Raw genomic sequence first — 25548 nt, 5'->3', positions numbered from 1 at the left:
TGAAAACTGCATGAATTTACCAAACTTAATTACTTTTTCAAGACTTCTGGGAATACCATTTCTACTGTATGGTTTATATATTCCCACACCCCAGTCCCAATGGATATGTTTAACTGTATTTTTAATTGCAGCCTTAACTGATTGGTTAGATGGATATTTAGCGAGGAAACTAAATGAAATTACTGATTTAGGAAAATTTCTTGATCCTTTAGTAGATAAATTATTAGTACTTGCACCGTTATTAGTGTTAGTTGAATTAGGAAAAATACCATCTGGGGCAGTGTTTCTAATTTTAGCACGAGAATTAGCGATCGCGGGTTGGCGTGTCAATCAAACCACCATCAGCGGTGCCAATATTTGGGGTAAATTAAAAACACTCAGTCAAATCATTGCGATCGCTCTACTCATAGCACCTTTATCACCAGTTTGGCAACTTTCGGCTTTAATTGCCTTTTGGGTATCAGTAATTTTAACTGTAGCTTCTGGAATCATCTATCTATTACCATCCAAGTTAGAATAAGTTTGGTCATAAAGGCTGGCATTTTCGGGTTAATAAACCACATCTTTTTGTTTCACACAGAAGCTCAGAGGCGTAAATAGATAAAATATAACATATATAATATAATGAGGGTATTTTAAATATACCGCTCCTCAATTATTTACAAACTCTTTACTATTCCCTATTCCCTAGCTTATGTATCACACAGATCCACGAATTCCCGCAAAAGAAACCCTAGCTACCATGTATGATTTTCCCAGTGAGTACCCGCAGGATTTAGGTTTGCCTGACGAATTTCATCTTTTACAACCCAAACTTTTAACATATACCTTTTCTCGTTGTAATTATCCCGGAGATCAAGTATTTGTTGCTTCAGATTTAAATCTTTATTATGAGACCAGGAATCCTTTATAGTATAAACGCCCAGATTGGTTTGCTGTAGTGGGTGTTTACCGTGTTTTCGCTCAAAGAGAGTTACGTTTAAGTTATGTAATGTGGCAAGAAATAATTGATCCTCTTGTCATGGTAGAATTTTTATCTCCAAAAACAGAAAAAGAATACTTAGGAAGAACTTTAAGGGAAGTTAATCAACCCCCAACTAAATGGGAAGTCTATGAACGAATTGTCAGAGTGCCTTACTATGTTATTTTCGATGTTTACACCGATCAATTACAAGCATTTCAATTAGTTGCTGCTCGCTATTAAGAAATAGATGTGAGTTCTGGTAAAGTTTGGATGCCAGGAATAGAGTTAGGTTTGGGACTTTGGCAAGAAAGTTTTGAAGGAATTGAACGTTTGTGGTTACGCTGGTATAACAGCGGAGGGAACTGGATTCCTACACCTTTAGAACTTCTGGAACAGGAAAAAATGCGGTCTGATGAATTAGCCGCTAAGTTGAGAGAATTGGGAATTAATCCTGATAATTTGTAATATCATGTTCGTTTGAATAGTTATCATATCTGTTTGGCTGGTAATTGGTGATTGGTGATTGGGAGAACCTGATTACCCAGTCCCCAGTCCCCAGTCCCCAGTCCCCAGTCCCTGATTAGATTACACAGCTTTCAAAATCTCATCATCTACAGAAAAATCTATCTCTGCTTTATCTGCACCATTGACTAAATAATCATTGTGCAAAGAATCTTGCAAACCAGAAACTAAATCATAGTCCGGTTGCCAATTTAATTCGGTCATGGCTTTATTTACCGATGCAAAAAAGTGTTGTACACGCATGGGGAAAGCTTTACGTTTGCCAAAATCAAACTTTTTCGGATCGTAATGCACAATTTTAATATGATCAGCAGATTTGCCAGCAGCAACAGCGCACGCACGGGCTAAACCATCGAAAGTCACAAAGCGATCGCCTGAAATATTATAAATCTGTCGAACCACTGTTTCATTACTAATCACCTGTGTCATTGCCTTGGCCAAATCCTTAACATGACCTAACTGAGTAATATGCATACCATTTCCAGCAATTGGAATCGGGCGATCACGCACAATTCTATCAAAAAACCAGCTTTCCAAAGGATTATAATTCTGCGGTCCGTAAATATAAGTTGGACGAATCGAAGTAAAAGGAATTCCTAATTGCTGCAAGTAAGCTTCCGTCTCATGCTTACCCTTGTGACGACTCTTCGGATCAAGAGTATCACCTTCCATATGGGGCATTTGATCAGATTTCAGATATACCCCCGCAGAACTCATATACACAAAATGTTGTACCCGTCCTTGGAAAATTTCCGCCAACGGTTTAGTATCAGCAAGTTCCCGACCATTATTGTCAAAAATGACATCAAACTCTTCTTGTGCTAATTTTTCTGTAAGCTGGGTTGAGTCAGTGCGATCGCCTATAATTTGTCCTACACCATCAGGTACTGGATGATTACCACGATTAAACAAAACCACCTCATGTCCAACTTCCACCAACAGCTGAGTCAAGTAGACACCAATGAACCGAGTCCCACCAATAACCAGAATACGCATAAAATCCCAATTCCTTAGTAACTTAGGTCGCAAAATCACCCCTGTCATTGAGGTTATCAGAGGAAATAGCGAATAGGGAATAGTTAAAAAGCAAAAGACAAAAGTTAATTAATTTTCCCCCGCCCCCAGTCCTTCACAAGGGTAGGTTTTTTACTGGATCGTGAGGGCAAGACTTGGTGGACAACGTGGATAAGGTAACAAGGGAGGAAAACCGTATAAATCATGTACTGTTGATCACAAGAACAGACCCTCAAAAGACCATTGTGTGTATAAAATCTTCCTTGTCTTCCTTGTCTTCCTTGTCTTCCCTTCACAGATAATATTAAAAACCTACCGCTGTGATGCCCCCAGTCCCCAGTCCCCAAATTCTGAATTTTGAATTTTTAATTTTGAATTTTTAATTGGTATTGGCTGTGCCTTTGAAATATGCCTTAGTTCATGAATGGCTAACACCTAAAGCCACAGGTGGTTCAGAACTCGTAGTCAGGGAAATATTGAATCACATAGATGCTGATTTATATGCCCTGATTGACTTTGAATCCAGCAACCCTGAAAGTTATCTCCACAAACGTCAGATTGGTAAAACCTTTCTCCAGCACTTGCCATTAGCTCGCAAAGGTATACAAAAATATCTGCCTTTGTTACCATTAGCCATCGAACAATTGGATTTGCGGCAATATGACGTAATTTTGTCTTCATCCCACGCTGTAGCCAAAGGCATCCTATCAACCCCTGATCAGCTGCATATTTGTTACTGTCATAGCCCAATGCGCTATGCTTGGGACTTGACCTTTGATTATCTCAACCAAAGCAAACTAGGAGAAGGCGGCATTGGATGGATCACCAGATATTTGTTGCATAGTTTACGTCAATGGGATGTATTGAGCGCCAACCGCGTAGATTATTTCATTGCGAACTCTCAACATACAGCCCGACGGATTTGGCGTTGCTATCGACGAGAAGCAAAAGTAATTTACCCACCAGTAAACATCGAAAACTGTCCCTTTTCATCTGACAAAGAAGATTTTTATCTGATCGTTTCCCGATTAGTCAGCTACAAACAAGTATCCTTGATTGTTCAGGCTTTTAATCAGCTAAAACGACCATTGGTGGTGATTGGTACAGGACCAGAAATGAAACAGCTGCAAGAGATAGCAAATCCTCATATCCAAATACTGGGATGGCAACCAGAGGATGTGGTAAAAACATATATGGCTCGTGCTAAAGCCTTTGTCTATGCAGCTCGTGAGGATTTTGGTATTGCCTTAGTAGAAGCGCAAGCTTGTGGAACTCCAGTCATTGCTTATGGTGCAGGAGGGGCGCTAGAAACAGTCAGAGATATTCGTACCTGTATGGACACAGGAACAGGTATATTCTTCAAAGAACAAACAATAACAGCTTTAGTGGAGGCAGTAGAAAAATTTGAGGCCTATCAGGATTTTCTAAAATATGAGTATATAAGATTACACTCGACTCAATTTTCTCAACAAGTTTTTGCAAATCGCTATCTAGATTTTCTCAACCAGTGTCAAGAAAAAATTCTTCCCTGAAGTGATGGTCAAAATTTTTGTATTTATTTTTTAGGCTTTTGGGAATTTAATCCCAGAATCACTGCCTTTTAGCTTTAAGATCGGGACTATGTGTGGTGTGGATTATTAAGGAGTATGATGACTGCCCAGAGCTCACTCCTCTCCGGCAAGCGATACCCACGTAAAGATGCCAGTGCCTCAATGCGTACTTTAGCAAAACGTGGTCAAAAAACTAAACCCCCTAAGATACAACCTAGAGGTTTGGTTTTTCAGGGTTTAAACGGAGAGTTTGCCAAACGACTATTTGATATTGCATTTTCGCTGTCGGTTTTGATCTTGTTTTTCCCAATATATATAATCTTGGCCTTACTGATTGCTGTCAGTTCAAAAGGGCCAATCTTTTATGTCCAAGAACGGGTTGGTAAAAACTATCGCCGATTTAAATGTATTAAATTCCGCACTATGGTGAGCAATGCAGATGAAATGCTTGCCCAAATCATGGAAACATCCCCAGAGTTGCGCCAGGAATTTACCAGCACGTTTAAACTCAAACAAGACCCCCGAATTACCAAAATCGGCCACTTCCTGCGAATTACGAGTTTAGACGAATTTCCCCAATTTTGGAATGTCTTAAAAGGGGATATGAGTGTTGTTGGACCACGCCCTTTAGTAGCCGAAGAATTACCAAAATATGGCTGTCACATCGAGCATATTTTAACCATCCGTCCGGGAATTACTGGATTATGGCAAGTGTCTGGACGGAATGATATTCCTTACCCCCAACGAGTTCAAATCGACTTGCACTACGTCAAATTTAGGAATTTTTGGCTAGATTTAGGGATCATTTTGAAAACCATTGATGTAGTCATCATACCTAAAAATAACGGGGCATATTAACGTAAGTTGCTGTTTGAGAATAGGAGTTCAGGAGTTCAGACGTTTAGGAGTATGGCTTACGCCACGCTGGGTTATCAGGAGTTTAGGAGCAAACATTAAGTTCTTTCAGTTTTTTCTTCTGCTTTCCTTATCTACTGACTACTGACTCCTGTTGTAAATTTTATTGAATCTTTATAAAAATCAATAATCAATGCAGTTTTGGACAAGATTCAGAAGGATTATTAAATTATAATAAGATTTGTGATTTAGATAATGAGAGACTGACTTGTTAAAGTGCTTTTTATTCAGTATATTGGTTTACATTTAAGTTTTGATAAGTAGGTGGGTGTTAGAAATTGTCGTTATGACAAGGCAAGAGGTGAACCAGCGTGGTCTTGGGGAGCCACTGCGGTGAACGGGTTTCCCGGCATAAAGCAAGTGGCGTGGTTTCCCCCATGTAGGCGCTTCGCCTTTGCCCAGGGTCTGACTGGAGAACCGGAAGGGCAAGAGGCACTCATGCAATAGGGAAGAGGTTTTGGTCAATTTTACTTTTCGTTACATACTACTCTCCGACAAGCCGCTGCGCGTCTACGGTTTTTTTGTGCCTTCCTACTTAGCAATTAAGACTCGTATATTTACAATCAGGCAATTTTAGCCATGATTTGCTAATTTGGCTGAAATGATCTGTAACTTTTACAACTTCAAAACCAAGGGATAATTGGGTATGACGCAACAAAAACGAGCGTTGATTACTGGTATTACAGGTCAAGATGGTTCTTATCTGAGCGAGTTTTTACTAGAACAAGGTTATGAAGTTCATGGGATTATTCGTCGCACTTCCACCTTTAACACAGACCGCATTGATCATATTTATGAAGACCCCCATAAAGCTGGGGTAAAATTATTACTTCACTATGGTGACTTAACAGATGGTACTACTCTGCGCCGGATTTTAGAAGAAGTCAAACCTACAGAAATTTATAACTTAGGCGCTCAGTCTCATGTCAGAGTTAGCTTTGATTCACCAGAATATACAGTAGATTCGGTCGGAATGGGAACTTTACGTTTGTTAGAAGCCATCCGTGACTATCAACAACGCACAGGTATTCAAGTACGTTTCTACCAAGCTGGTTCTTCAGAAATGTATGGCTTGGTGCAAGCAGTACCCCAAAGTGAAACTACACCTTTTTATCCCCGTAGTCCCTATGCTTGTGCTAAAGTTTATGCCCACTGGCAAACAGTAAATTATCGAGAATCTTACAACTTATTTGCTTGTAATGGTGTTCTTTTCAACCATGAATCACCCCGGCGTGGTGAAACCTTTGTTACCCGTAAAATTACGAGAGCAGTTGCTCGCATAGTGGCTGGCAAACAGAAAAGTATATATATGGGCAACTTGGATGCCAAACGTGATTGGGGTTATGCTAAAGATTATGTAAAAGCCATGTGGCTTATGTTGCAGAAAGACGAGCCAGATGATTACGTGATTGCTACGGGTGAAACTCGCTCAGTGCGGGAGTTCTTGGCATTAGCATTTGGTTATGTGAATCTCAATTGGGAAGATTATGTGGAGTTTGATCAAAGGTATTTAAGACCTGCGGAAGTAGATTTGTTAATTGGTGATCCTACTAAGGCACAGCAGCAGTTAGGTTGGAAACCTTCAGTTACTTTTGAAGAACTGGTTTCTTTGATGGTAGAAGCTGATTTACAGGCACTGGGTTACACTTCCCCTAATGGCAATGGTTCACAACAACCCCCAGATATTGCTACTATTCGTCAGGAACTAGGTGCTCTCCACTTTTGATTTACACTGCTAAGGATAAAAATATGACTGCCTTAGAACTAACAAATAAACGCATTCTTGTCACTGGTGGTTCGGGTTTTCTAGGTCGTCAAGTGATAGATCAACTGTGCAAAGCTGGGGCTGACCGTGAGAAGATTACAGTTACGCGATCGTACAATTGTGATTTACGAGTATGGGAAAATTGCCAACGTGCAGTTGACCAACAACATATAGTCATTCACTTAGCTGCTCATGTTGGTGGTATTGGTCTAAACCGCGAAAAACCTGCAGAGTTGTTCTACGATAACTTGATGATGGGAGTCCACCTAATTCATGCTGCTTATCAAGTGGGTTTAGAAAAATTCGTCTGTGTTGGTACAATCTGCAGTTATCCTAAATTCACCCCAGTCCCCTTTAAAGAAGAAGATTTGTGGAATGGCTATCCAGAAGAAACTAACGCCCCCTATGGAGTGGCTAAGAAGGCGCTGTTAGTTCAACTACAATCCTACCGTCAGCAGTACGGCTTTAATGGTATTTACTTGCTACCTGTGAACTTATACGGGCCTGAAGACAATTTTAACCCCAGTAGTTCCCACGTTATTCCGGCTTTAATTCGTAAAGTTCACGAAGCCCAAATTCAGGGAGAAAAGCAACTTCCTGTTTGGGGTGATGGTTCTCCTACCCGCGAGTTTCTGTATTCCACAGATGCGGCACGGGGTATTGTTATGGGTACTCAGTTTTTCAATGAATCTGAACCCATTAATTTGGGTACGGGTGATGAAATCTCCATTCGCGATTTAATTAATCTGATTTGTGAGTTGATGGAGTATGAAGGGGAGATTGTTTGGGAAACTGACAAACCTAATGGACAACCACGACGCTGTTTAGATACGGAAAAAGCGAAGGAAGCCTTTGGATTTACTGCTCAAGTCAGTTTCCAAGAAGGGCTCAGAAATACCATTGATTGGTATCGTCACAACGCTGTGTAAGAAAAATTTATGTGTAGGGGTTTAGCAGTGCTAAACCCTAAAAAACTTTGATTCAAAACATTGAAAATTGAACATTGCAAAAAGTTGATTCACCACTAAAGAAGACAGAACTCCGCCGTAGTTTGCTGAAAATTCGTCAATATATGACTGTTCCAGAGTGGAGAGAAAAGAGCGATCGCATTTCTTCTCAACTCCAAACATCTGTTATTTTTAACCAAGCAACTACTATCCTGGCTTATTTCAGCTTTCGTCAAGAACCTGATATTGGCCCACTTTTTAGCGATTCTCAACGCCGCTGGGGTTTTCCCCGTTGTGTTGGTAAGTCCCTATTTTGGCACTTATGGCAACCGGATGATATGCCCCAAATGGGCAATTATGGAATTCCTGAACCACACCCAGAAGCGCCAATCATCAATTCTGCTGAAGTCGATTTAATTCTCGTCCCCAGTGTAGCTTGCGATCGCCAAGGATACCGTTTAGGTTATGGTGGTGGATATTATGACCGTTTGTTGACTTCTCCCACTTGGGCGAAAATACCCACCATAGGAATCGTCTTTGATTTCGCTTATTTATCCCAACTACCAATTGATAATTGGGATAAACCATTAAAAGGTGTTGTCACTGAAACAGTCGTATATTAAGTTCAGTGATTACTATTGTTTGAATAACTGATTTTAAATCGGAGCGGCGGGATTCGAACCCACGACCTCCACTACCCCAAAGTGGCGCGCTACCAAGCTGCGCTACGCCCCGTTAACTTAACTTTTAGATTCTCAATTTAAGATTTTGGATTGGGGGTTTATTCCAAATTTGTGAATCTAAACTTAATTAAGTCACTCTTACGAGAGTAACACAAGTTCCAAGAAAATAGCAAGCCTTTTATTCAAAAAAATTAAAAAACTTTCAGCATTTCTGTAGCTTGCAGTAATTCTGGTACAGCTTCAGGATCCCATTTTCCTTCTACACACCGCCCTGTATTGAGGATGAAGTGTAAACTATAGGATTGGGGATAGCCTTCTACCTCCATCCATAATAAATCGCTTTCTGCTTCACAGGCAATTTTTTCTTGCTCCATTAATTCTGTGGCTAAATGCTTCATTGTGTCTGCAAGCTGATTGAATAAGCGGCAAAAGTCGTTTAATTCAAGTTCGGTGAATTCTATCGCCCAGTCGTCTGTACCAACTAAGCCTTTGAATTCTGATGCGTCTGGGTTCCAGCCTATACGCCAACCTATTCCGCTTTTGATGACTCTTTGCATGATTATTTTTTCAACGCAGAGGAACGCAAAGTAAAATGCTGAGGGGTTGATTAGTTGGATGTGAGGAGATATATATTTAAGATGGCGGGTTAAAGATATTTACAAGGACTTGGACTAGGCTGTTGCGTTGTTTGCGGGTGAGTTTAGCTATGGCGGTGCAATCCCCCTCTAAGGGATTTTGCTTTAAGGAATCATTACCCGGATATGATGCTTCATATATTGTTTCATTGGCATCCAGGTAATCAGCTAAGGTGAGTTTCCAATCTAAACGATATATGGGGTATCTGCCTTTGACATAAATGTGATAGCGAATGAAACGACTTGCTAAGGTGTTATTTTCAGCAATTTTTCCAGTATCTTTATTTTTGTATAGGTTTTCTTTTGGCATATCTGGTAATTGTGTATACACCAGTTGCCAAACATCACTAGGACTAATTCTCTGAGCTACTGCAGGTGAAATAGTGAAAAAATTTGCACTTCCTGAACCTAAAGTAATGAAACTAACTGTGATTAAACCAGTGATCAGTCCTAAGTTAAACCGTACAAATAAAAGTTTTTTCTTTTTCATATTATTGTGTAGTGCAAAAAGGGAACTGGAAACTGAGAACAGAGACAAAACTCTTCCCAATCTCCAATACCCTATCAGTAGTTATAATTCGCCGATAATCTCTGGCTGAGTCATTTCATCAGACATCTCAATAATTGCTCTGAGTACGGGTTTCATCATTGCATCTTCATTATTCTCAAAATCTTCATAACGCCGACGCTTGGCACGATTCGCCACTTGAACTGTGATCCGATAGCGATTTGAGGCCGCGCTAATAAGCTCCTCAGCCCGATGCATAATCTGAGACTGGGTTGTCTCGAACTTGGAACGCTTGAGCATAATTAGTGGTTGTTGGGATTCTATCCCAGAATAGCACCAGTCAGTAGGGGTTAATCGCAACTGTATTTGGGGTAAAGACAAGATACGCGCAAAATTTATCACGATATAAAGTTGTGTAAAGTAGTCATGTATTTATGTCTTTCAAACATTGCCTAGTTGGGTTCAATTTAGGCAATGTTTGATGGAGAGAGAAACAGATAATAAAGCTTTCAGCCATTCTTACTCAACCACCCCAGCTTCCCTTTTCGGCAAAGATGGTTTCTCACCCTCCTCCCCCTGTCAAAGTAGCTTCAAAGCGAGAGCGGGAATATTTGCGTCCAAAGGAAGTGGAAGCGATGATCAAAGCGGCGCATTCATTCGGAACGCACGGAGTTCGAGATGCAGCCATTATTTTACTGATGTTTCGGCATGGGCTTAGCACGGCAGAGTTAGTTTCTCTGAAATGGTCACAAATTGATTTGAACGATGGCTATATAGAGATAAGAAGAGTAAAACATGGGCATGATAGCATTCATCCCCTACGCGCTCCTGAATTGAGCGCATTACGTCAGATTAAACGAGATTATCCTGAAACCCAGTATGTATTCGTCTCCGAGCGCAAAGCTCCCCTGTCCACCCGAACTATCCCTCACATTATAGCCAGAGCCGGAGAATTAGCTGGACTTAACGAATCTGTTCATCCTCATCAACTGCGTCATGCTTGTGGCTATTATCTTGCTTCACAGGGTCATGATACCAGAGCGATTCAGGACTACTTAGGACACAAAAATATTCACCATACAGTTCGCTACACGCAGATGTCCCCCCAAAGATTTGAATCGTTTTGGACAGATTGAGCCTTCTGGGGCGATAACAATGCTCCTGTAAACTGAAAATAACCATCTTTTCTCTCACTCGTGGCATCAATTGAACGGACAGCTTATCCCAGATTCAAACGGTACTATACCGCCAATGAACTCGATAGAACTTACACTCCCACGAGGATAGAGATAGCATTCGCGTTAAAAGTTACGACTTGGGAAGATAACTATTTTAATTTGCTAGTTTTACTCAAAGTATTTCAGAGATTAGGCTATTTCCCCCAAATAGCAGACATCCCTCTCACTATGATCAAGCATATTCGGATGGCACTGGATCTTCGAGAAGATAGGAGTTTTAGCTATCAATATCCACCAACTTTATCCCGTCATAAAAAAGCGATTCGCTCTTACTTCCCTTTATTATGGCGATTTTATAAAAGTCATCGTAGTGCATTCTTTCGAGTATTTAAATCCCTGTAGATAGAATCTACCAGTAGTGACGATAAGTTGGTTAAAGCCGTGGAAATTTTACTGTCTAATTCCCATCGGCGGGGGGAGTGGATAGGAACAGAAGTTGATTTATCTTTTATTTCACAGCAATGGCAAACGTTAGTGATAGTTCAGTCTAAAGATGTTACCAAAGGTGATGCGCCTCAATTTTGAGATTTGTATTTTTTCTTATGTCGCTGTTGAACTAAAGTCAGGGGATATTTGTGTCTTTAACAGTGAGGCTTATGCTGACTATAGAGAACAATTACTTTCTTGGAACGACTGTCAGCCATTAGTTGAAGCATACTGTCAACAATTAGGCTTTCCTACTCAGGCTGAAGATTTTGTCGAGAATTTAAAAAATTCATTAACCCAAACAGCATCGGCAGTAGATCTAGGCTATCCGAATAATACATCTGTCATTATTAGCGAGCAAGGAGAACTTGTTTTAAAAAGTCCATTAGCTAATCGTGAGAGTGCTTCTCTCAAAAATTTAGAGGCCTTAATCTCTGCAATGCCAGACCGTAACTTAATTGATATTCTCAGAGATGTGGATTACTGGACAAACTTTACCCGAAATTTTGGTCCTTTGAGTAGTTCTGATTCAAAATTAGACCGGTCTACAGAACGCTATTTATTAACCACTTTTACTTATGGATGCAATCTAGGGGCGACTCAAGCTGCACGTCACATGAGAGGCGTTATTACATCAAGAATGCTTAGTTTTCTCAATCAGAGACATATTAGTTTAAGAGGATTTAGCGGCTTTGAGTCCTTATTTAACCAGTCAGATCAAGCATTTGGTGATTATCTGATTGATCTTGATGCGATTCTACCAGCACTAGAGGAAAAGTTAAATTTAGGCTTCTGAGTAAATTTGTTACAAGACTTTACATCGTGATAAATTTTGCGCATATCTTGTCTTTACCCCTATTTCTGTTACAAAAACGGCAACGCAGACTAGGTGTTCCCATGTATCGTACATAATCTTCTGAATGGAGTGTGATCGCTTTGCTCGCCATAGGCATCGCTACCTTACTCCATAGCAAGTTCGCCCAAATTTGCCAATTAACATAAAACCATATCTAACAGCAAATACCACAGAGGTTGCTGTCTTATCTATACAGGCTCTAGCATCACCAACTGGCTTTATTTTTCATGTTCTTGTTGATGATTATTGATGTGATTATCGACTTCCAATAACTTGGACATAAATACATCCGGTTTTCTACTAATAACAGATATGACTTTATCAATAGCAACTACTTCACTGATTTTTACAACCCTTTCCCACAAAGTATCTTCTTCTGTCTCTTTATTGTGAGTTCTGTGTTTAAACCACAACAATTCATCGGAAACTCTGATAATTGTGGCAAAAAACCATTTATCTCTCATCAATAACCATATTTCTTGATCTACGTAGGTTTGTAGAATAGATTTCATAATACCTAAGATAATTAAAAGTTATTGGGCTACATAGTATGCTTTTATAAAAAAATAATACAATTGTGAATATACGGAATATTTAACTTCTAAGCCTGTGTAAATTTTAGCACATATTATTCCAGTTTGCTACCGGTTAGAAACTTTAAGCTTGCGGTATTAGTACACGATGGCGGAAATAAACCACCCATTCCAAATCTCTGAAAAGCTTATGCTGTATTCATTCTTAATGTTTAATTGTAACTGCCCAGGTATGAATGTCAGGGATATTCCGATGAGGGAAGAAAGATGGTAATGTTCAAGCACTAGTCCAGAAGAAAAATATCAAAGAATAGAGAAGCTAGAGCAAGAAAATACAGCACTGCGGGAATAGATAGCAGAGCTAGAGAGACCTTTGGGAATAGATAGCAAAACAACTTCAAAAATACCAGCCAGCGACGAACTCAAAAAATCAAATCAAATACGGACAAAAAGATTAAGAGAAAAAGGAAAGTAGGCATCAGAAGGACATATAAGTCATCCAAGGCAGACATTAGCCAAACAATGGGGCAGCGAATATCTTGAGAAAAGTAAAGGCGACATTGGGATTAAATCTCATTGGAGTTACTAGAGATGCATTAACTACGCCTTTAAAAGTCCCTTTTTGGACTGCTTAATAATCTCCGTGGCTATCTTCCTGGAGAGTGTCAATTTTACCCCCTAACTTGATTTAGTTGATACGTTATTTCTGTCTGGGATATTTTAGTTTGAATCACATTTCAGTATCCAATCTTAACTAACGCAAAAAGCTGCTAATTACCCACATCAAGATAAAAGTCAGAACCGTAGAGAACTGATTTTTTGTCACACTGATAAATGGCATTTGCTGTAATACCCAGGTAGCTATCAATCCCCCAGCTATTAAACCAACAATTAGTCCAGCCAATGTTAACAAAACTCCTCGACCAAATTTGTTTTCCTTACGATTAAGAAAATAAATACTGATTCCTACACCTACCACTAATGCTAACTGCAAAATCTGATCACTTGCCGCAGGGAAAAACACAGTGATAGCACTTAAACCCAAATACCAAGACCCTTGTATCAGTACCTCTGGCAAACTCGGTTGATCCAACATTCTTTGGAGCCACATAGGTGACTGTTCACGAGGAATAGGACTTTCTTTCTGAGGAGATTGGACTCGCATTTCTGGAAAACGAATACGCTCAGGTACTTTAATTTTTCCTTCTTGGCGCATCCGTAAGCGTTCCATTAGAATTGCATCATAGGCTGCTTCAATCAATTCTAAATACTTCACATCACCACCATGTTGCTCTAACAGGCGATTGCGAGCATCCTGAATTTCATCGAAGCTAGCATCTTCTGATACCCCAAGTTTTTCGTAGGGATTTTGATCGCTCATGGCAGTTTGTAAATTCAGCCTTGGTAAGCGGTAGTCTTTTGTGGAATAAAAAACAACCTTAATTTTTATTTTGATCGAAACAGTTGTTCCAACCTGTTCTTATCCTTTAACAGGATATTAGCACGGGTTAGTTTGTTTGACCCACGAATTTTAACTATAGTTACTTTAACATATTGTCATCGTACAGTGCATAATCAATCCCATCGCCTTTTGGATAGAACAGCAGGAATACTGTTTTGCTTGCTAAAATCCCAAGTTGCACATTTACGTAGGCAGATGCAGAGGAGCTATCTCTATGCCACTTTATGCTAACAGGGGGTGTTTACTACAACTTTTACCTCGAAATTGGAATAATGCAATTTAAATGCTAATTAGCTGAATCAACGCAAATATCATGATGTTGCAGTTCACTTCTAAAGGTTGGAAGGTTTATGTTGATGCTTTCATTGACCCCACTACTATGAATATCTGGGTTCACAGGTAGTGTCAGAACAACCATTTAGTAGATATACTGAAGTGCAGACCTGATTACCATAAGATTGATGCCTAAATCCTTCATAATTCTGATTACAGTTTATTTGAACAATCAGGATACTCGTAGCTGGCCTTTGTAGATTCTTAATAAGTGCCAAAGTGGAAATTGTGTTTTTACGCAATGACCTTGTTAATCATAATGAAGTTTTGTGTAAAGTGATGGTCATGGCTGCTGCCAAGATTCTTGTAGTTGATGACGACCCAGCCGTTCGGAATTTAATCCAACGCTTTTTGATTAGACAGAACTATCAAGTAGAAGCTGCCGAAGATGGTAAGGCAGCCCTAGCTCTATTTGAGCAGTTTAACCCAGACTTGGTAATTCTAGATGTAAATTTACCAGATGCCATCGGGTTTAACCTGTGCCAAGACATGCAAAGCCGTAATGGTGTTTTTGTACTCATGCTGACTAGCCGGACGGATGAATCCGACAAAATTCGTGGTTTTTCTAAAGGTGCTGATGACTATCTCACCAAACCATTTGGGTTAGGAGAGTTAGAAGTCAGAGTAGCAGCTATTTTGAGGCGTCAGCGGGTTGTGACGACCGCAGAACAAAAACGCCTGATTTTTGAAAAATTAATGATTGATCCGGTACGGAGGGAAGTATCATTTAATAACCAACCAGTGCCGTTAACTGCTTTAGAATTTGATTTGTTACATTTTTTAGCTAGTCATCCAGGTCGAGTTTGGCGGCGATCAGAACTTATTCAAGAGGTCTGGGACTATGAATATGTGGGAGACCAGCGAGTTGTCGATGTCCACATCGGTCAAATTCGCAAGAAGATTGAAATTGATGCTGGTCAACCGGCATTAATCCAAACTGTACGGGGTGTAGGGTATAAATTTGAATGTCCTACTCAACCGCAGCAAGACGTTAAATCCTAATCTTCAGGTAAGAATTCAGGAGTCAGAACATTTGAGAAGTTGGTTAATTATCAAATAGGTATTTTTGGGGTTAGCTTGAAAAAGATGACTCCTGTTCGCGTAGCGTGCCGTTAGGTATTAGCCGAATGCTTACATCTTCAGTAGATTATAAAGTTTGTTCATTTCTAACCAATGAACATTTTAGCAAAACTCTTGGATATTAAAAGAGTCTGTTCTCATGAGTATTTCGACTCTTAGTTCTGGCTGCCCTTAGCACTTGCTTTTAAACCAATGCTGTTTTCCGGTGTGTTCACTCAGGCAAACAACTGTATTTTACTAAGTTGATGAAAATTTTTGATCTGCTGAATTTCAACTAATAGCCCTTGATGGGTTAAACCATCAAGGACATACAGTATTTGCCAGAGCTATTAGAACACGCTCAAATTCTCAAATCCTGATTATACGAGAGTTATCAAAAGCTGTAGTGTGGGTCTAGACAGCCGCTAGGCATCATGCTATCTGCTATCATTCTGATCGATAGCAGATAGCAGCATTTCCAATGTAAGTATGTATAATCTATGGCGACATTAAGGCTGTATATATTCCAACTCAGCATTCATGAAATAAAGTTTCTAAGTAGATACGATCTGCACAGCGATCGCTATCTCCATTTTGGAGCAAAAACAGCGATAACGCCGCAGTTAATACTCGGGTTTGATCCCAATCAGGATGAGTTTCTAAATAGTTTTTTAGGGATTCCTGGAGTGTTTCAGGGATTTCAGTAAAGATACTAACCTTTGTGTTTATAAGATTTTCCTTCTATAAAGCCCATCAAGAGATGTTGCTTGCGTTAAGAGTTTTCAGCAATTGTTCGCCAGGTTGACAATCCGCACTCATATCTGAGGTAAATAATTTCCAAACTCGATGCTAAGGATGGGACGGACTAAAAAAGCAAGCCGAATCATTGTGTGCTAAGAGGGGGTTGGTTTGTCAATGCTGCGAAATTTTAAAACTTAGTAGATAAAAAATAATGACTGACGAAATAATCAAGACTATAGCTATATTTTTGTTACTTAACTTAATAAAATCTCAGTTCAGTTATGAATGTTGTTTAGTTACCAAAGCATAAAATCCCCAGTAAGTCAGTAAGACTTGATTGGTTCGTAGAGCTTCTGTGGAAAACTAGTAAAGTTCCTGTGGGAACTCTGTGGAATCAATGAGGATAATTGCAGCTAATGATAAGAATTACAAAGATATCAAGGTTTGGTAACAATTTAGCTTAAGCAAACTACGGAAGCTATATATAGCAATAGAGGCTACTAAGTACAATAATCTTAAGAAGTGGTAGAGGGGGATAATTACAAATTGCCATTTACAACCAGATAACTAGAAACTTGGCTTAGTATAGAAAAATTTAATAATTGTTTGTATCCATTTGTGACACAACTAGTGTTTAATATAACTAAACAGTTAGTTGCTGCAAAAATCTTACTTCTCACTGGTTGCAACCACCAAAAGTAAGTTATATTCAGCGCCTAATTTCTGCAAAAAGACAGAAATATACTTTTTTAGCTCAAAGATTTTATGTTAAGACTCTCCAGAGTTAACTAAGTATTTTTGGAGAAAAACCCCCATAGGTTAGAATTGTCCATACCTAATTTCTTTGATTGGCAATCCTAGAGGGATCTTAACTCTTGATATGAAATATTTTAGATGAAAATTTAAGTTTAGATGAAAACTTAAGTGTGAGGAGTCACCATGAAAAAAAAATTACTGAATTCGGGTGGAATTGGTTTACTCTGCTTGCTTTCTGGATTATTTACTGTAAAAGCAATGGCTGCTGATAGCCAACTACAGGATTTACCTAGTGTCAACCAAACTCAACAAAGTGATGATTTATCTGTATCTGCGACCCCAGTAGTTGCATTAGATGAGATTGAACAGGTAAATTCCGTGTCCCAATTATCAGATGTACAGCCTAAAGATTGGGCTTTTGGTGCATTACAATCTTTAGTTGAACGATATGGTTGTATTGCTGGCTATCCAAACGGCAGTTTTAGCGGCAATCGGGCGTTGAGTCGTTATGAATTCGCTGCTGGTTTAAATGCTTGTTTAGATAGAGTTAATGAGTTAATTGCTTCTAGTACAAGTGATTTATTAACAAAACAAGATTTAGCCACTCTCCAAAAACTGCAAGAAGAATTTTCTGCCGAACTCGCAACACTCAAAGGTCGAGTAGATGCTTTAGAAGCTCGTACTGCTGAAATTGAGGCTAATAGATTTTATACAACAACTAAGTTGAGTGGTGAAGCCATTATCGCCGCTATTGGTGCTACAGGAGGCGCTTCTGGTAGTGACCCTAATATCATCCTCACTAATAGAGTCCGCTTAAACCTGACCACCAGTTTCACAGGTAAAGACTTACTCATCACCGGGTTACAAGCTCATAACTTCTTAAGTGATGGCAGTAGTCTCCAGGGTAGTTTGGGATTATCATCAGGATTGAGTGCTAGTAGTGCGCGGACTAGCTTTGAACCCCAATTTCCTGGAGTCGACGTAAAGACTTTAACTGCTGTTGGTGCCAACTCACTGGAACTGTATAAACTGCTGTATATCTTTCCTGTAGCAGAAAAATTAACCTTATTTGCGGGGACTGCGGCGGAAGTTTCTGATGCTTTTCCTGCTATTACTCCCTTTTATGGAGAAGGACAAGAATCTATTTCCCATTTTGGTAATTTAAACCCTGTTCTCCGCGTTTCTGGTGGTACTTCTGGTTCTGCTTTAGCTTCTGCGGCTGGTTTTATTTATAGTTTTTCACCAAAACTGGATTTGAGAGCTTTGTATGGTAGTGTTAATGCCAACATTCCTCAAAGCAACGGTAGTACACCTTTGGGATCTGGTGTATTTAGTGGTAGTAGCGTAATTGCAACCCAACTGACTTTTAAACCCACCAAATCTATAGATGTGGGATTAAACTACTCCAATAGTTATCACGAAATTAATATTTTAGGCACAGGTTTAACTAGTAGTGACATTGGTGCTTTGTCTGGAGTTGATTTAGGAACACCTGTAAAGATGAACTCCTTTGGTGGGACTGCAACCTGGCGATTTTCCCCAAAGATGGCTTTATCTGGTTATGGTGCAGCAATTTTTGTGGATGATTCTTCTCCTGCTGTTGATGCTTCCACAACTTTTACGAGCTGGATGGTAGGCTTGCATTTTAATGATTTACTCAAAAAAGGGAATAATGCAGGTTTGATTTTTGGACAGCCTCTTTATCGTACTCAGGCTAGTGGTGCAGCCACACTAGGTACAAATAGAGGAACACCTTACCATCTAGAAGGTTATTACCGTTTTCGTATTAACGACAATGTGAGTATTACCCCTGGTGCGTTTGTCTTGTTTAATCCTGAAGGAGATAGCACCAACGCAACTACAACTGTAGGTCTAGTGCGTACTACCTTTACTTTTTAGGTGATTGGGGATTGGAGACAGAAAGCAGCAGGCAGAAGGCTTACACCACGCTGCGCTATCAGGATAAATAAGGAAGAGGGAAAAATAAATTGTCCTCACCATCTCCCTCATCTCCCCCATCTCCCCCATCTCCCCAGTCCTATTTCCGGCGTTCTTGCAATTTACGATATACAGCTTTTAGGTCAACTTGATGATGTGCGATCGCCACGAGGGTATGATAAAACAGGTCTGCAACTTCAGCTGTGATCGCATCAGCATCATCATCTTTACACGCCATAACTACCTCGGCGCCTTCCTCACCAATCTTTTTCAAAATTTTATTATCACCACCTGCCAATAACTTACAGGTATAAGAACTTTCATTGGGATGATCACGGCGATCGCATATTACCTGGAAAAGCTGCGATAGCATATCCGCTGGTGGAGGGGCTATTTTCCCATCAACTTGGTGAAAACAACTACGCTCCCCAGTATGACAAGCAATATCTCCCAGCTGCTCAACTCCAATCAGTAAAGCATCACTATCACAGTCATAACGCATACTCTGCACCTTCTGAATATGACCAGAAGTAGCCCCTTTATGCCATAACTCCTGACGGGAACGACTCCAAAACCAAGTTTCTCCAGTTTCTAGGGTCTTGTCTAAAGACTCCCGATTCATCCAGGCCATCATTAAGACAGTACCATCCAGATAATCTTGGACAATTGCCGCCACTAAACCCTTGTCATCGTAGCGGATTTTTTCAACAGGGATGGCAGATTGTAGCGCTCGCAGTTCGGGAGAAGACATACCAAAAACTTTTGTAAGTTAACAATAATCAATGAATTCAAGGTGCTAACAGGAGTTTACCAGAAAGAATAATAATATTATTATTGTCATTTTTTTTGGTTTAATCAATTCTATTACTATAGAAATTCTAAGCATTTTTTCGCCCTATCCTAAGATAGAAGCTCGATTTAGTCACCACTTATAGGAGATAACCCTTGGTAAACACCACCATTAAAACCACAAAATCACAAGAAATTTTTGCGGCTGCTCAAAACCTGATGCCAGGAGGAGTTAGTTCTCCAGTCCGTGCATTTAAATCCGTCGGTGGACAACCCATAGTATTTGATCGCGTTAACGGAGCCTATATTTGGGATGTAGACGGCAACCAATACATCGACTACGTGGGTACTTGGGGACCGGCTATTTGCGGTCATGCCCATCCAGAAGTGATCACAGCACTGCATACAGCCTTGGAAAAAGGCACCAGCTTCGGGGCACCCTGTGCGTTAGAAAATGTCTTAGCCGAAATGATGATAGATGCTGTTCCTAGCATCGAAATGGTCAGATTTGTGAACTCTGGAACTGAAGCTTGTATGGCCGTACTGCGGTTAATGCGAGCCTTCACCAAACGAGATAAAATCATCAAGTTTGAAGGTTGCTATCACGGACATGCTGATATGTTCCTCGTTCAAGCGGGTTCTGGTGTAGCTACACTGGGTTTACCCGATTCCCCAGGAGTTCCCAAAGCAGCAACCAGTGACACATTAACAGCACCTTATAATGATTTAGAAGCTGTCAAAGCTTTGTTTGAAGAAAACAAGAATCAAATTGCTGGTGTGATTCTCGAACCAGTAGTTGGTAATGCTGGCTTTATTACTCCCGATGCTGGTTTCTTGGAAGGATTACGAGAACTTACGCACGAACATGATGCATTACTAGTATTTGATGAAGTGATGACTGGCTTCCGTATTGCCTACGGTGGCGCTCAAGAAAAATTTGGCATTACACCAGATTTGACAACACTCGGTAAAATTATCGGTGGTGGCTTGCCAGTAGGAGCCTATGGTGGTCGCCGCGATATCATGTCAATGGTTGCTCCTGCTGGTTCTGTATATCAGGCTGGGACTCTTTCTGGTAATCCCCTGGCTATGACTGCGGGAATTAAAACACTGGAATTACTTCAAAAACCAGGTAGTTACGAGTACCTAGAACGCATTACCAAGAAACTAGCCGATGGGTTGCTCAAAATTACCCAAGAAACTGGTCATGCCGCTTGTGGTGGTCATATCAGCGCCATGTTTGGCTTATTTTTCACTGCCGGGCCAGTCCATAACTATGAAGATGCGAAAAAGTGTGATACAGGAAAATTTGGGCGTTTCCATCGTGGGATGTTAGAGCGTGGTATCTACTTAGCACCATCTCAGTTTGAGGCTGGGTTTACTTCTTTGGCTCACACAGATGAAGATATTGACAAAACTTTAGCTACTGCAAAAGATGTGCTTTCTAGTCTGTAACCTTTTCCTACCAAGAAAAGCTAGGGCGTACACACAATTGCTACCTGTCTTCGTTTCAGCCTATTTCGCCCCCTAAGTACCCCAATTATGGGGTACTTAGAAAATTCTTGTCTCACCAGAATTGGGGGTTAGGGGGGTTGATTAAGGGCTGGGCTAAATTACTTGTGTGTACACGGTAGCAAAGAAAAGGGAGATGAGGATAAGCAAGTCGGTGGGATTAAACTGAACTATGTAGAGTTTTGTAGGGAAAAGGGTAAGAGGAAAAAACTTTTCCTCTTACCCTTTTCACTGCTTAATATAGTTATATTTATTTGCACCTACCTAGTGGTCTCTTAAAGACACTTTGAGGGGTAATGATAGGAAGAAACATTTCTATTCTTCCCCTGCTCCCCTTCACCCGTCATTTTTAGGTTGACAGACTGCTAAGTTCCCCTTTTCCTTTTCCTTAACAGCCACATCCATTATGACTACGGCCTTTCATGCCCTTCAGCACAGCCATCAAAGCAATAGTATTTACCATCTTTGCGGATAGCGTTTTCTAGAGAAACTACACATAAACAACGATGACAAGCGCATTTCATGTGATGAACAATTGTCATAAATTTCTCCATTTTTTGATTGGAGATAAAAATATAACACATGAACAATTATTCATGCTTTCCTAAAATTAAAATTAACCGTAATCAGATATAGCAGGAGTCAGGAGTCAGGAGTAAAATTCTCTTGCTGTCTAGGTTTGAATTTAGATTCTGTACCTCATTGATCTGCAATTTGCTGTAAAAGCAATCCTTACCCATGAAGCTTTTCCCAAACCAACTAACAATTTTGAGATGGTTAACTGAGCAGTATGAGATACTTAAGTGATAGCAATACTAATTTCATAATTGGTTTGTATAACATACAATCGATCTTTCAGCAATATCACTTAACAAAAGCAGCTACTACAGCATGATTTTAATGAGATAATAGTTAAGACAACAACTTTGGTTCAAAGCGAAGTTAATTTCGCTAGGTTTACTATAACTTGAATTATCATCCGTATAACTTTAGAAACTCTTTAACAACATTTCCACAAAAATTGCCTGACAAAGTTAGGATTTACTCTCAATAATGTAATGAGAGTCTAATTTTTCCCTTATCCTTCGTGCAGCGAGTTAACAGTGCATGAGCTACTGCTTCAATCCTACCTGTGCCCATCCCAAAAATTTGTCATCTAGCCAGAGGTGTAATTCTTGTGGCTCACCATTACTATTGCGCGATCGCTATCAGATTATTAAACGGTTAGGTCAAGGGGGCTTTGGAGCTACCTTTGTAGCCGTAGATGAAGTCCTACCAGGAGAACCTTGTTGTGTAATCAAGCAACTCCGTCCGTCAGGAACAGCCCCACACATATTACAAATGGCACGGGATCTGTTTGAGAGAGAAGCTAAAACACTAGGTAAGATTGGTAATCATCCCCACATCCCAAGGTTATTAGACTATTTTGAAGAAGAAACACAATTTTATTTAGTTCAGGAATATATCAGTGGTGCTACTCTCCAACAAGAAGTGAAAAAAACCGGATTTTATAGCGAAGCTGGAGTGAAACAGTTCTTAACAGAGATTTTGCCATTACTGCAATACATTCATGACCTCAAGGTAATTCATCGTGATATCAAACCAGCTAACTTAATTCGCCGCACTCAAGATGCCAGACTAGTATTAATTGATTTTGGCGCTGTCAAAAACCAAGTCAGCCAAATTCCGCCTAACCAATCGGGACAAACGGCATTAACAGCTTACGCGATTGGTACTCCTGGTTTTGCCCCTCCAGAGCAAATGGCCATGCGTCCAGTTTACTCTAGTGATATATACGCACTAGGAGTGACGTGCATTTATCTACTGACAGGGAAAACTCCCAAAGACATTCCATACAATCCCACAACAGGTGAAATGATGTGGGAACAGATGGTAAATATGAGCGGCCATTTAACCACTGTTTTAAAGAAAATGTTGGAGGTTTCAATCCGCAATCGTTACCAGTCAGCTTCAGATGTACTCAGGGCGATGGGTATGGAACCATATCTAGACAGTTTAGCCAAAGGACTAATTGTAAAAACTGAAACTGATAGTAGAGATAAAATACAGAATCGACCAGAAAATCCTGGTAATTTGTCGAGTAATCCTACTTCCGGTAGCAATGATGGTGTGGCACAGCTAGCAGCTGCCATTCGTGCTAGAAGAGCTAAATCACCAGAAACATCTGGATTGCGGGCTGGACGAAACCAGAACAAGCAGTTGATATCTAAACCGTCCAGTGCAGCTAACAGCGATCTCAGTGGTTCTCAAATTAATCGCCGATTAAATTCCGAAACTCTCCTCAAAGCATACTTAAAAGGCAGAAGGGATTTTGCCTGTTTCAATATCAGTCTTTTGAACTTAGAAGGTGCAGACTTATCGGGAACTAATTTCCATTCCGCTCAATTAAGAAAAACCAACCTCCAAGGTGCTAATCTTGAAAATACGGACTTTGGTAGAGCTAGTTTAATGCAAACAAACTTAAGAGATGCTAATTTGACAAAAGCTTACTTAAGCCATGCTGATTTAGAAGGAGCAGACTTAAGAGGAGCTGATCTCAGTTATGCTTATATAAGTCAGGCTAATCTCCGGGGAACTAATTTGTGTGGTGCTAATCTTACAGGAGCAAAAGTTACTGACGAACAACTGGCATTAGCAAAGATTAATTGGCTAACAGTACGTCCCAATGGCAAACGCGGGTTTCTATAAAACTGGCTGATTTGGTGATTTTGAATAAATCTGATTTAGATGATACTGACAATGAAATAATGGCAGGCCTTGTCATTTTCTGCTATTTATATAAAAAACTTCTAACACTTTCATCTCTGGGAGATTCAGAATTTTATCTACGGGAACTTTCCTTGCGATCGCCGAAACTTTTGCAAAATTTACCTTATTTTATTTAGTTAGGGTAAAAATTTTCAGGTTATCTGAACCTTTTCAGGGGTCTAATTATGATAGTTTTGAGTCATTCTTAATATGTTCTAACATTTAGTGGTATTAGGATATTCAAATTCACCAGGTTGACGAATGAGAAGTTCATTTAAAATCAACTGTTCTGCAGGGTTTATTACCTGTAATCGAACCACATTAGGTTCGACAGTTTGCCAGGAAACTCGATATTGATATTTGGCATTAGTCCAGGTGAAGACAGGACGAGCTTTAGTACCAGATGCTTTAGCACCAACTAAATATAGAAGCATTTTAATAAAACTTAAATATACGCAATAAAGTGCAAATTTATAGGATTAATGTTTTACTTGATTTTGTATTCTTCTAGTAGAAACGGAGCAATTAATTATTCTGGGGCATAATGATGTATTATTAATTAATAAAACTACACAGCAAACATGGCTACAAAAATTCCCGTTACAGTAATCACAGGCTTCTTAGGAAGCGGTAAAACCAGCCTCATCCGTCACCTCCTCCAAAACAAGCAAGGACGACGCATAGCAGTATTAGTCAACGAATTTGGCGAACTGGGTATAGATGGAGAATTATTAAAATCCTGTCAAATTTGCCCGGAAGATGAAACAGAAGAAAATCCAGAAAATAATATATTTGAACTCACAAACGGCTGTTTATGCTGCACCGTCCAAGAGGAATTTTACCCGACAATGCGGGAGTTAATTAAACGCCGAGATAGTATTGATTGTATTATTATTGAAACCTCTGGGTTAGCTTTACCAAAACCTTTAGTTAAAGCTTTTCGTTGGCAGGAAATTCGCAATGCAGCTACAGTAGATGCAGTGATTACAGTTGTAGATTGTGCTGCGGTGGCTGCGGGAACATTTGCCAGTGATTTAGATGCGATCGCTGCACAACGGCAAGAAAATGATAACCTAGAACATGAAACACCATTGCAAGAATTATTTGAAGACCAACTTGCTTGTGCAGATTTGGTAATTTTGAATAAAACCGATTTAGTGGATGGTGCAACACAAGCGCAAGTAATTGAATTAGTCAAAAATGAATTACCCAGAGAAGTAAAAATTGTCTCTAGTGATTATGGTAAACTAGACGCATCCATACTATTAGGATTTGAGTCCGCAGTTGAAGATAATTTAGATTTTCGTCCTAGTCATCATGACACAGAAGAAGACCATGATCATGATGATGAAATTAACTCAACTCATGTCATTTTAGACCGCACTTTTGACCCAGAAAAGTTGCAATCAATATTAGAAAAACTGGCACAAGAACAAGAAATTTACAGAATTAAAGGTTTTGTTGCCGTTACAAATAAACCCATGAGGTTAGTTATGCAAGGTGTAGGGAGAAGATTTGATCAATTTTATGACCGTCCTTGGAAGCCAGAAGAAGCAAAAAAAACCAGTTTAGTTTTTATCGGTCGTGATTTACAATCTTCAGAAATAGAATCTCAACTTGTTGCTTTGTAAAG

The 25548-nt window shown here is 39.8% G+C and carries 26 protein-coding genes, 1 tRNA gene and 1 pseudogene; 16 read left to right on the top strand and 12 right to left on the bottom strand.

Annotated elements, in window-relative coordinates:
• Positions 1-10 precede the first annotated feature (10 nt).
• Together pgsA and AAZO_RS30260 are read left to right on the top strand one after the other, a co-directional pair.
• Entirely contained in the window at positions 11-520 is a 510-nt protein-coding gene (pgsA, locus tag AAZO_RS12815) for a CDP-diacylglycerol--glycerol-3-phosphate 3-phosphatidyltransferase (RefSeq protein ID WP_013191583.1), read from the top strand.
• Positions 521-694: 174 nt separating this feature from the next.
• Positions 695-1429, top strand: a pseudogene (locus AAZO_RS30260) (Uma2 family endonuclease).
• Between the two features lie 120 nt (positions 1430-1549).
• Here the strand turns inward: AAZO_RS30260 and AAZO_RS12795 are convergent.
• Positions 1550-2482 (bottom strand): NAD-dependent epimerase/dehydratase family protein, encoded by a 933-nt coding sequence (locus tag AAZO_RS12795; RefSeq protein WP_013191582.1) that lies wholly within the window; start codon positions 2480-2482, stop codon positions 1550-1552.
• A 413-nt stretch (positions 2483-2895) separates the two neighbouring features.
• Between AAZO_RS12795 and AAZO_RS12790 the strand changes: the two genes are divergently transcribed.
• Both AAZO_RS12790 and AAZO_RS12785 read left to right on the top strand, forming a co-directional pair.
• Complete coding sequence (locus tag AAZO_RS12790) at positions 2896-4032, top strand: glycosyltransferase (RefSeq protein WP_013191581.1); 1137 nt, start codon at positions 2896-2898, stop codon at positions 4030-4032.
• Positions 4033-4149: 117 nt separating this feature from the next.
• Entirely contained in the window at positions 4150-4908 is a 759-nt protein-coding gene (locus tag AAZO_RS12785) for an undecaprenyl-phosphate galactose phosphotransferase family protein (RefSeq protein ID WP_013191580.1), read from the top strand.
• Between the two features lie 341 nt (positions 4909-5249).
• On the opposite strand, the gene AAZO_RS38185 is transcribed toward AAZO_RS12785, so the two are convergent.
• Positions 5250-5405 carry a hypothetical protein gene (locus AAZO_RS38185; RefSeq protein ID WP_228371182.1) on the bottom strand — a complete coding sequence of 52 codons (156 nt, stop codon included), beginning with the start codon at positions 5403-5405 and terminating at the stop codon, positions 5250-5252.
• A gap of 206 nt (positions 5406-5611) precedes the next feature.
• On the opposite strand from AAZO_RS38185, the gene gmd reads away from it, so the two are divergent.
• The 3 genes from gmd (at position 5612) to AAZO_RS12765 (ending at position 8300) form a co-directional block, all read left to right on the top strand.
• Positions 5612-6691: a GDP-mannose 4,6-dehydratase gene (gene gmd, locus AAZO_RS12775; RefSeq protein ID WP_013191579.1), complete on the top strand. Its 1080-nt coding sequence runs from the start codon at positions 5612-5614 to the stop codon at positions 6689-6691.
• Positions 6692-6714: 23 nt separating this feature from the next.
• Positions 6715-7659 (top strand): GDP-L-fucose synthase family protein, encoded by a 945-nt coding sequence (locus AAZO_RS12770; protein WP_013191578.1) that lies wholly within the window; start codon positions 6715-6717, stop codon positions 7657-7659.
• Positions 7660-7733: 74 nt separating this feature from the next.
• Positions 7734-8300: a 5-formyltetrahydrofolate cyclo-ligase gene (locus tag AAZO_RS12765; RefSeq protein ID WP_013191577.1), complete on the top strand. Its 567-nt coding sequence runs from the start codon at positions 7734-7736 to the stop codon at positions 8298-8300.
• A 38-nt stretch (positions 8301-8338) separates the two neighbouring features.
• Here the strand turns inward: AAZO_RS12765 and AAZO_RS12760 are convergent.
• The 4 genes from AAZO_RS12760 to AAZO_RS12745 all read right to left on the bottom strand — a co-directional run bounded on the left by AAZO_RS12760 (position 8339) and on the right by AAZO_RS12745 (position 9803).
• Positions 8339-8412: transfer RNA gene (locus tag AAZO_RS12760), tRNA-Pro, on the bottom strand.
• 139 nt (positions 8413-8551) lie between these two features.
• Positions 8552-8917 carry a DUF1818 family protein gene (locus AAZO_RS12755; protein WP_013191576.1) on the bottom strand — a complete coding sequence of 122 codons (366 nt, stop codon included), beginning with the start codon at positions 8915-8917 and terminating at the stop codon, positions 8552-8554.
• Positions 8918-8993: 76 nt separating this feature from the next.
• On the bottom strand, positions 8994-9485 hold the full coding sequence (locus AAZO_RS12750; protein WP_013191575.1) for a hypothetical protein: 492 nt from the start codon (positions 9483-9485) through the stop codon (positions 8994-8996).
• Between the two features lie 81 nt (positions 9486-9566).
• On the bottom strand, positions 9567-9803 hold the full coding sequence (locus AAZO_RS12745) for a DNA-directed RNA polymerase subunit omega (protein ID WP_013191574.1): 237 nt from the start codon (positions 9801-9803) through the stop codon (positions 9567-9569).
• A gap of 311 nt (positions 9804-10114) precedes the next feature.
• On the opposite strand from AAZO_RS12745, the gene AAZO_RS12740 reads away from it, so the two are divergent.
• The 4 genes from AAZO_RS12740 to AAZO_RS12735 are packed head-to-tail and all read left to right on the top strand — an operon-like array spanning position 10115 to position 11963.
• The gene (locus AAZO_RS12740) at positions 10115-10639 is read left to right on the top strand and encodes a tyrosine-type recombinase/integrase (protein ID WP_266884769.1); all 525 of its coding nucleotides are present in this window, start codon (positions 10115-10117) and stop codon (positions 10637-10639) included.
• 60 nt (positions 10640-10699) lie between these two features.
• On the top strand, positions 10700-11083 hold the full coding sequence (locus AAZO_RS26665; protein ID WP_049790705.1) for a DUF4158 domain-containing protein: 384 nt from the start codon (positions 10700-10702) through the stop codon (positions 11081-11083).
• A 39-nt stretch (positions 11084-11122) separates the two neighbouring features.
• Complete coding sequence (locus AAZO_RS35360; RefSeq protein WP_187289483.1) at positions 11123-11266, top strand: hypothetical protein; 144 nt, start codon at positions 11123-11125, stop codon at positions 11264-11266.
• Entirely contained in the window at positions 11250-11963 is a 714-nt protein-coding gene (locus AAZO_RS12735; protein ID WP_049790704.1) for a Tn3 family transposase, read from the top strand. Before AAZO_RS35360 ends, AAZO_RS12735 begins: the two co-directional genes overlap by 17 nt.
• A gap of 278 nt (positions 11964-12241) precedes the next feature.
• Here AAZO_RS12735 and AAZO_RS12730 read toward each other — a convergent pair whose 3' ends face one another.
• Both AAZO_RS12730 and AAZO_RS12725 read right to left on the bottom strand, forming a co-directional pair.
• Positions 12242-12535, bottom strand: coding sequence for a hypothetical protein (locus tag AAZO_RS12730; RefSeq protein ID WP_013191572.1), 294 nt, complete (start codon positions 12533-12535; stop codon positions 12242-12244).
• Positions 12536-13310: 775 nt separating this feature from the next.
• On the bottom strand, positions 13311-13937 hold the full coding sequence (locus AAZO_RS12725) for a CPP1-like family protein (RefSeq protein WP_013191571.1): 627 nt from the start codon (positions 13935-13937) through the stop codon (positions 13311-13313).
• Positions 13938-14636: 699 nt separating this feature from the next.
• On the opposite strand from AAZO_RS12725, the gene AAZO_RS12720 reads away from it, so the two are divergent.
• On the top strand, positions 14637-15353 hold the full coding sequence (locus tag AAZO_RS12720) for a response regulator transcription factor (RefSeq protein ID WP_041643064.1): 717 nt from the start codon (positions 14637-14639) through the stop codon (positions 15351-15353).
• A 588-nt stretch (positions 15354-15941) separates the two neighbouring features.
• On the opposite strand, the gene AAZO_RS30255 is transcribed toward AAZO_RS12720, so the two are convergent.
• Complete coding sequence (locus tag AAZO_RS30255; protein WP_081462911.1) at positions 15942-16139, bottom strand: DUF2811 domain-containing protein; 198 nt, start codon at positions 16137-16139, stop codon at positions 15942-15944.
• Positions 16140-17090: 951 nt separating this feature from the next.
• Here AAZO_RS30255 and AAZO_RS12710 point away from each other — a divergent pair.
• The gene (locus AAZO_RS12710) at positions 17091-18806 is read left to right on the top strand and encodes an iron uptake porin (RefSeq protein ID WP_013191569.1); all 1716 of its coding nucleotides are present in this window, start codon (positions 17091-17093) and stop codon (positions 18804-18806) included.
• Between the two features lie 139 nt (positions 18807-18945).
• Here the strand turns inward: AAZO_RS12710 and hisIE are convergent, their stop codons facing one another.
• Positions 18946-19596: a bifunctional phosphoribosyl-AMP cyclohydrolase/phosphoribosyl-ATP diphosphatase HisIE gene (gene hisIE, locus AAZO_RS12705; protein ID WP_013191568.1), complete on the bottom strand. Its 651-nt coding sequence runs from the start codon at positions 19594-19596 to the stop codon at positions 18946-18948.
• Between the two features lie 194 nt (positions 19597-19790).
• Between hisIE and hemL the strand changes: the two genes are divergently transcribed.
• Complete coding sequence (gene hemL / locus AAZO_RS12700; RefSeq protein WP_013191567.1) at positions 19791-21089, top strand: glutamate-1-semialdehyde 2,1-aminomutase; 1299 nt, start codon at positions 19791-19793, stop codon at positions 21087-21089.
• A gap of 467 nt (positions 21090-21556) precedes the next feature.
• Here hemL and AAZO_RS30250 read toward each other — a convergent pair whose 3' ends face one another.
• Complete coding sequence (locus AAZO_RS30250; RefSeq protein WP_338026846.1) at positions 21557-21730, bottom strand: metallothionein; 174 nt, start codon at positions 21728-21730, stop codon at positions 21557-21559.
• A 523-nt stretch (positions 21731-22253) separates the two neighbouring features.
• On the opposite strand from AAZO_RS30250, the gene AAZO_RS12695 reads away from it, so the two are divergent.
• Positions 22254-23855: a serine/threonine-protein kinase gene (locus tag AAZO_RS12695; protein ID WP_013191565.1), complete on the top strand. Its 1602-nt coding sequence runs from the start codon at positions 22254-22256 to the stop codon at positions 23853-23855.
• A gap of 275 nt (positions 23856-24130) precedes the next feature.
• Here AAZO_RS12695 and AAZO_RS12690 read toward each other — a convergent pair whose 3' ends face one another.
• Positions 24131-24349: a hypothetical protein gene (locus AAZO_RS12690; RefSeq protein WP_013191564.1), complete on the bottom strand. Its 219-nt coding sequence runs from the start codon at positions 24347-24349 to the stop codon at positions 24131-24133.
• 147 nt (positions 24350-24496) lie between these two features.
• Between AAZO_RS12690 and cobW the strand changes: the two genes are divergently transcribed.
• Positions 24497-25546 carry a cobalamin biosynthesis protein CobW gene (cobW, locus tag AAZO_RS12685; RefSeq protein ID WP_013191563.1) on the top strand — a complete coding sequence of 350 codons (1050 nt, stop codon included), beginning with the start codon at positions 24497-24499 and terminating at the stop codon, positions 25544-25546.
• The last annotated feature ends 2 nt before the right edge of the window (positions 25547-25548 follow it).

It is taken from the genome of 'Nostoc azollae' 0708, from assembly GCF_000196515.1.
Classification (GTDB): Bacteria; Cyanobacteriota; Cyanobacteriia; order Cyanobacteriales; family Nostocaceae; genus Trichormus_B; species Trichormus_B azollae.
The sequence above is the reverse complement of the archived record's forward strand: the minus strand, read 5'-3'. Positions and strand labels throughout refer to the sequence as shown.

What these genes read in the sequence shown, in the direction of transcription:
- pgsA (WP_013191583.1), top strand. Translation starts at nt 11, where the DNA reads ATGAATTTACCAAACTTAATTACTTTTTCAAGACTTCTGGGAATACCA.
- AAZO_RS12710 (WP_013191569.1), top strand. Translation starts at nt 17,091, where the DNA reads ATGAAAAAAAAATTACTGAATTCGGGTGGAATTGGTTTACTCTGCTTG.
- AAZO_RS12750 (WP_013191575.1), bottom strand. Translation starts at nt 9,485, where the DNA reads ATGAAAAAGAAAAAACTTTTATTTGTACGGTTTAACTTAGGACTGATC.
- AAZO_RS12745 (WP_013191574.1), bottom strand. Translation starts at nt 9,803, where the DNA reads ATGCTCAAGCGTTCCAAGTTCGAGACAACCCAGTCTCAGATTATGCAT.
- AAZO_RS12770 (WP_013191578.1), top strand. Translation starts at nt 6,715, where the DNA reads ATGACTGCCTTAGAACTAACAAATAAACGCATTCTTGTCACTGGTGGT.
- AAZO_RS12695 (WP_013191565.1), top strand. Translation starts at nt 22,254, where the DNA reads ATGAGCTACTGCTTCAATCCTACCTGTGCCCATCCCAAAAATTTGTCA.
- gmd (WP_013191579.1), top strand. Translation starts at nt 5,612, where the DNA reads ATGACGCAACAAAAACGAGCGTTGATTACTGGTATTACAGGTCAAGAT.
- AAZO_RS12735 (WP_049790704.1), top strand. Translation starts at nt 11,250, where the DNA reads ATGCGCCTCAATTTTGAGATTTGTATTTTTTCTTATGTCGCTGTTGAA.
- AAZO_RS12785 (WP_013191580.1), top strand. Translation starts at nt 4,150, where the DNA reads ATGACTGCCCAGAGCTCACTCCTCTCCGGCAAGCGATACCCACGTAAA.
- AAZO_RS12725 (WP_013191571.1), bottom strand. Translation starts at nt 13,937, where the DNA reads ATGAGCGATCAAAATCCCTACGAAAAACTTGGGGTATCAGAAGATGCT.
- AAZO_RS38185 (WP_228371182.1), bottom strand. Translation starts at nt 5,405, where the DNA reads ATGAGTGCCTCTTGCCCTTCCGGTTCTCCAGTCAGACCCTGGGCAAAG.
- hisIE (WP_013191568.1), bottom strand. Translation starts at nt 19,596, where the DNA reads ATGTCTTCTCCCGAACTGCGAGCGCTACAATCTGCCATCCCTGTTGAA.
- AAZO_RS12795 (WP_013191582.1), bottom strand. Translation starts at nt 2,482, where the DNA reads ATGCGTATTCTGGTTATTGGTGGGACTCGGTTCATTGGTGTCTACTTG.
- AAZO_RS12720 (WP_041643064.1), top strand. Translation starts at nt 14,637, where the DNA reads ATGGCTGCTGCCAAGATTCTTGTAGTTGATGACGACCCAGCCGTTCGG.
- AAZO_RS12755 (WP_013191576.1), bottom strand. Translation starts at nt 8,917, where the DNA reads ATGCAAAGAGTCATCAAAAGCGGAATAGGTTGGCGTATAGGCTGGAAC.
- AAZO_RS12690 (WP_013191564.1), bottom strand. Translation starts at nt 24,349, where the DNA reads ATGCTTCTATATTTAGTTGGTGCTAAAGCATCTGGTACTAAAGCTCGT.
- AAZO_RS30250 (WP_338026846.1), bottom strand. Translation starts at nt 21,730, where the DNA reads ATGTGTTATATTTTTATCTCCAATCAAAAAATGGAGAAATTTATGACA.
- AAZO_RS12730 (WP_013191572.1), bottom strand. Translation starts at nt 12,535, where the DNA reads ATGAAATCTATTCTACAAACCTACGTAGATCAAGAAATATGGTTATTG.
- cobW (WP_013191563.1), top strand. Translation starts at nt 24,497, where the DNA reads ATGGCTACAAAAATTCCCGTTACAGTAATCACAGGCTTCTTAGGAAGC.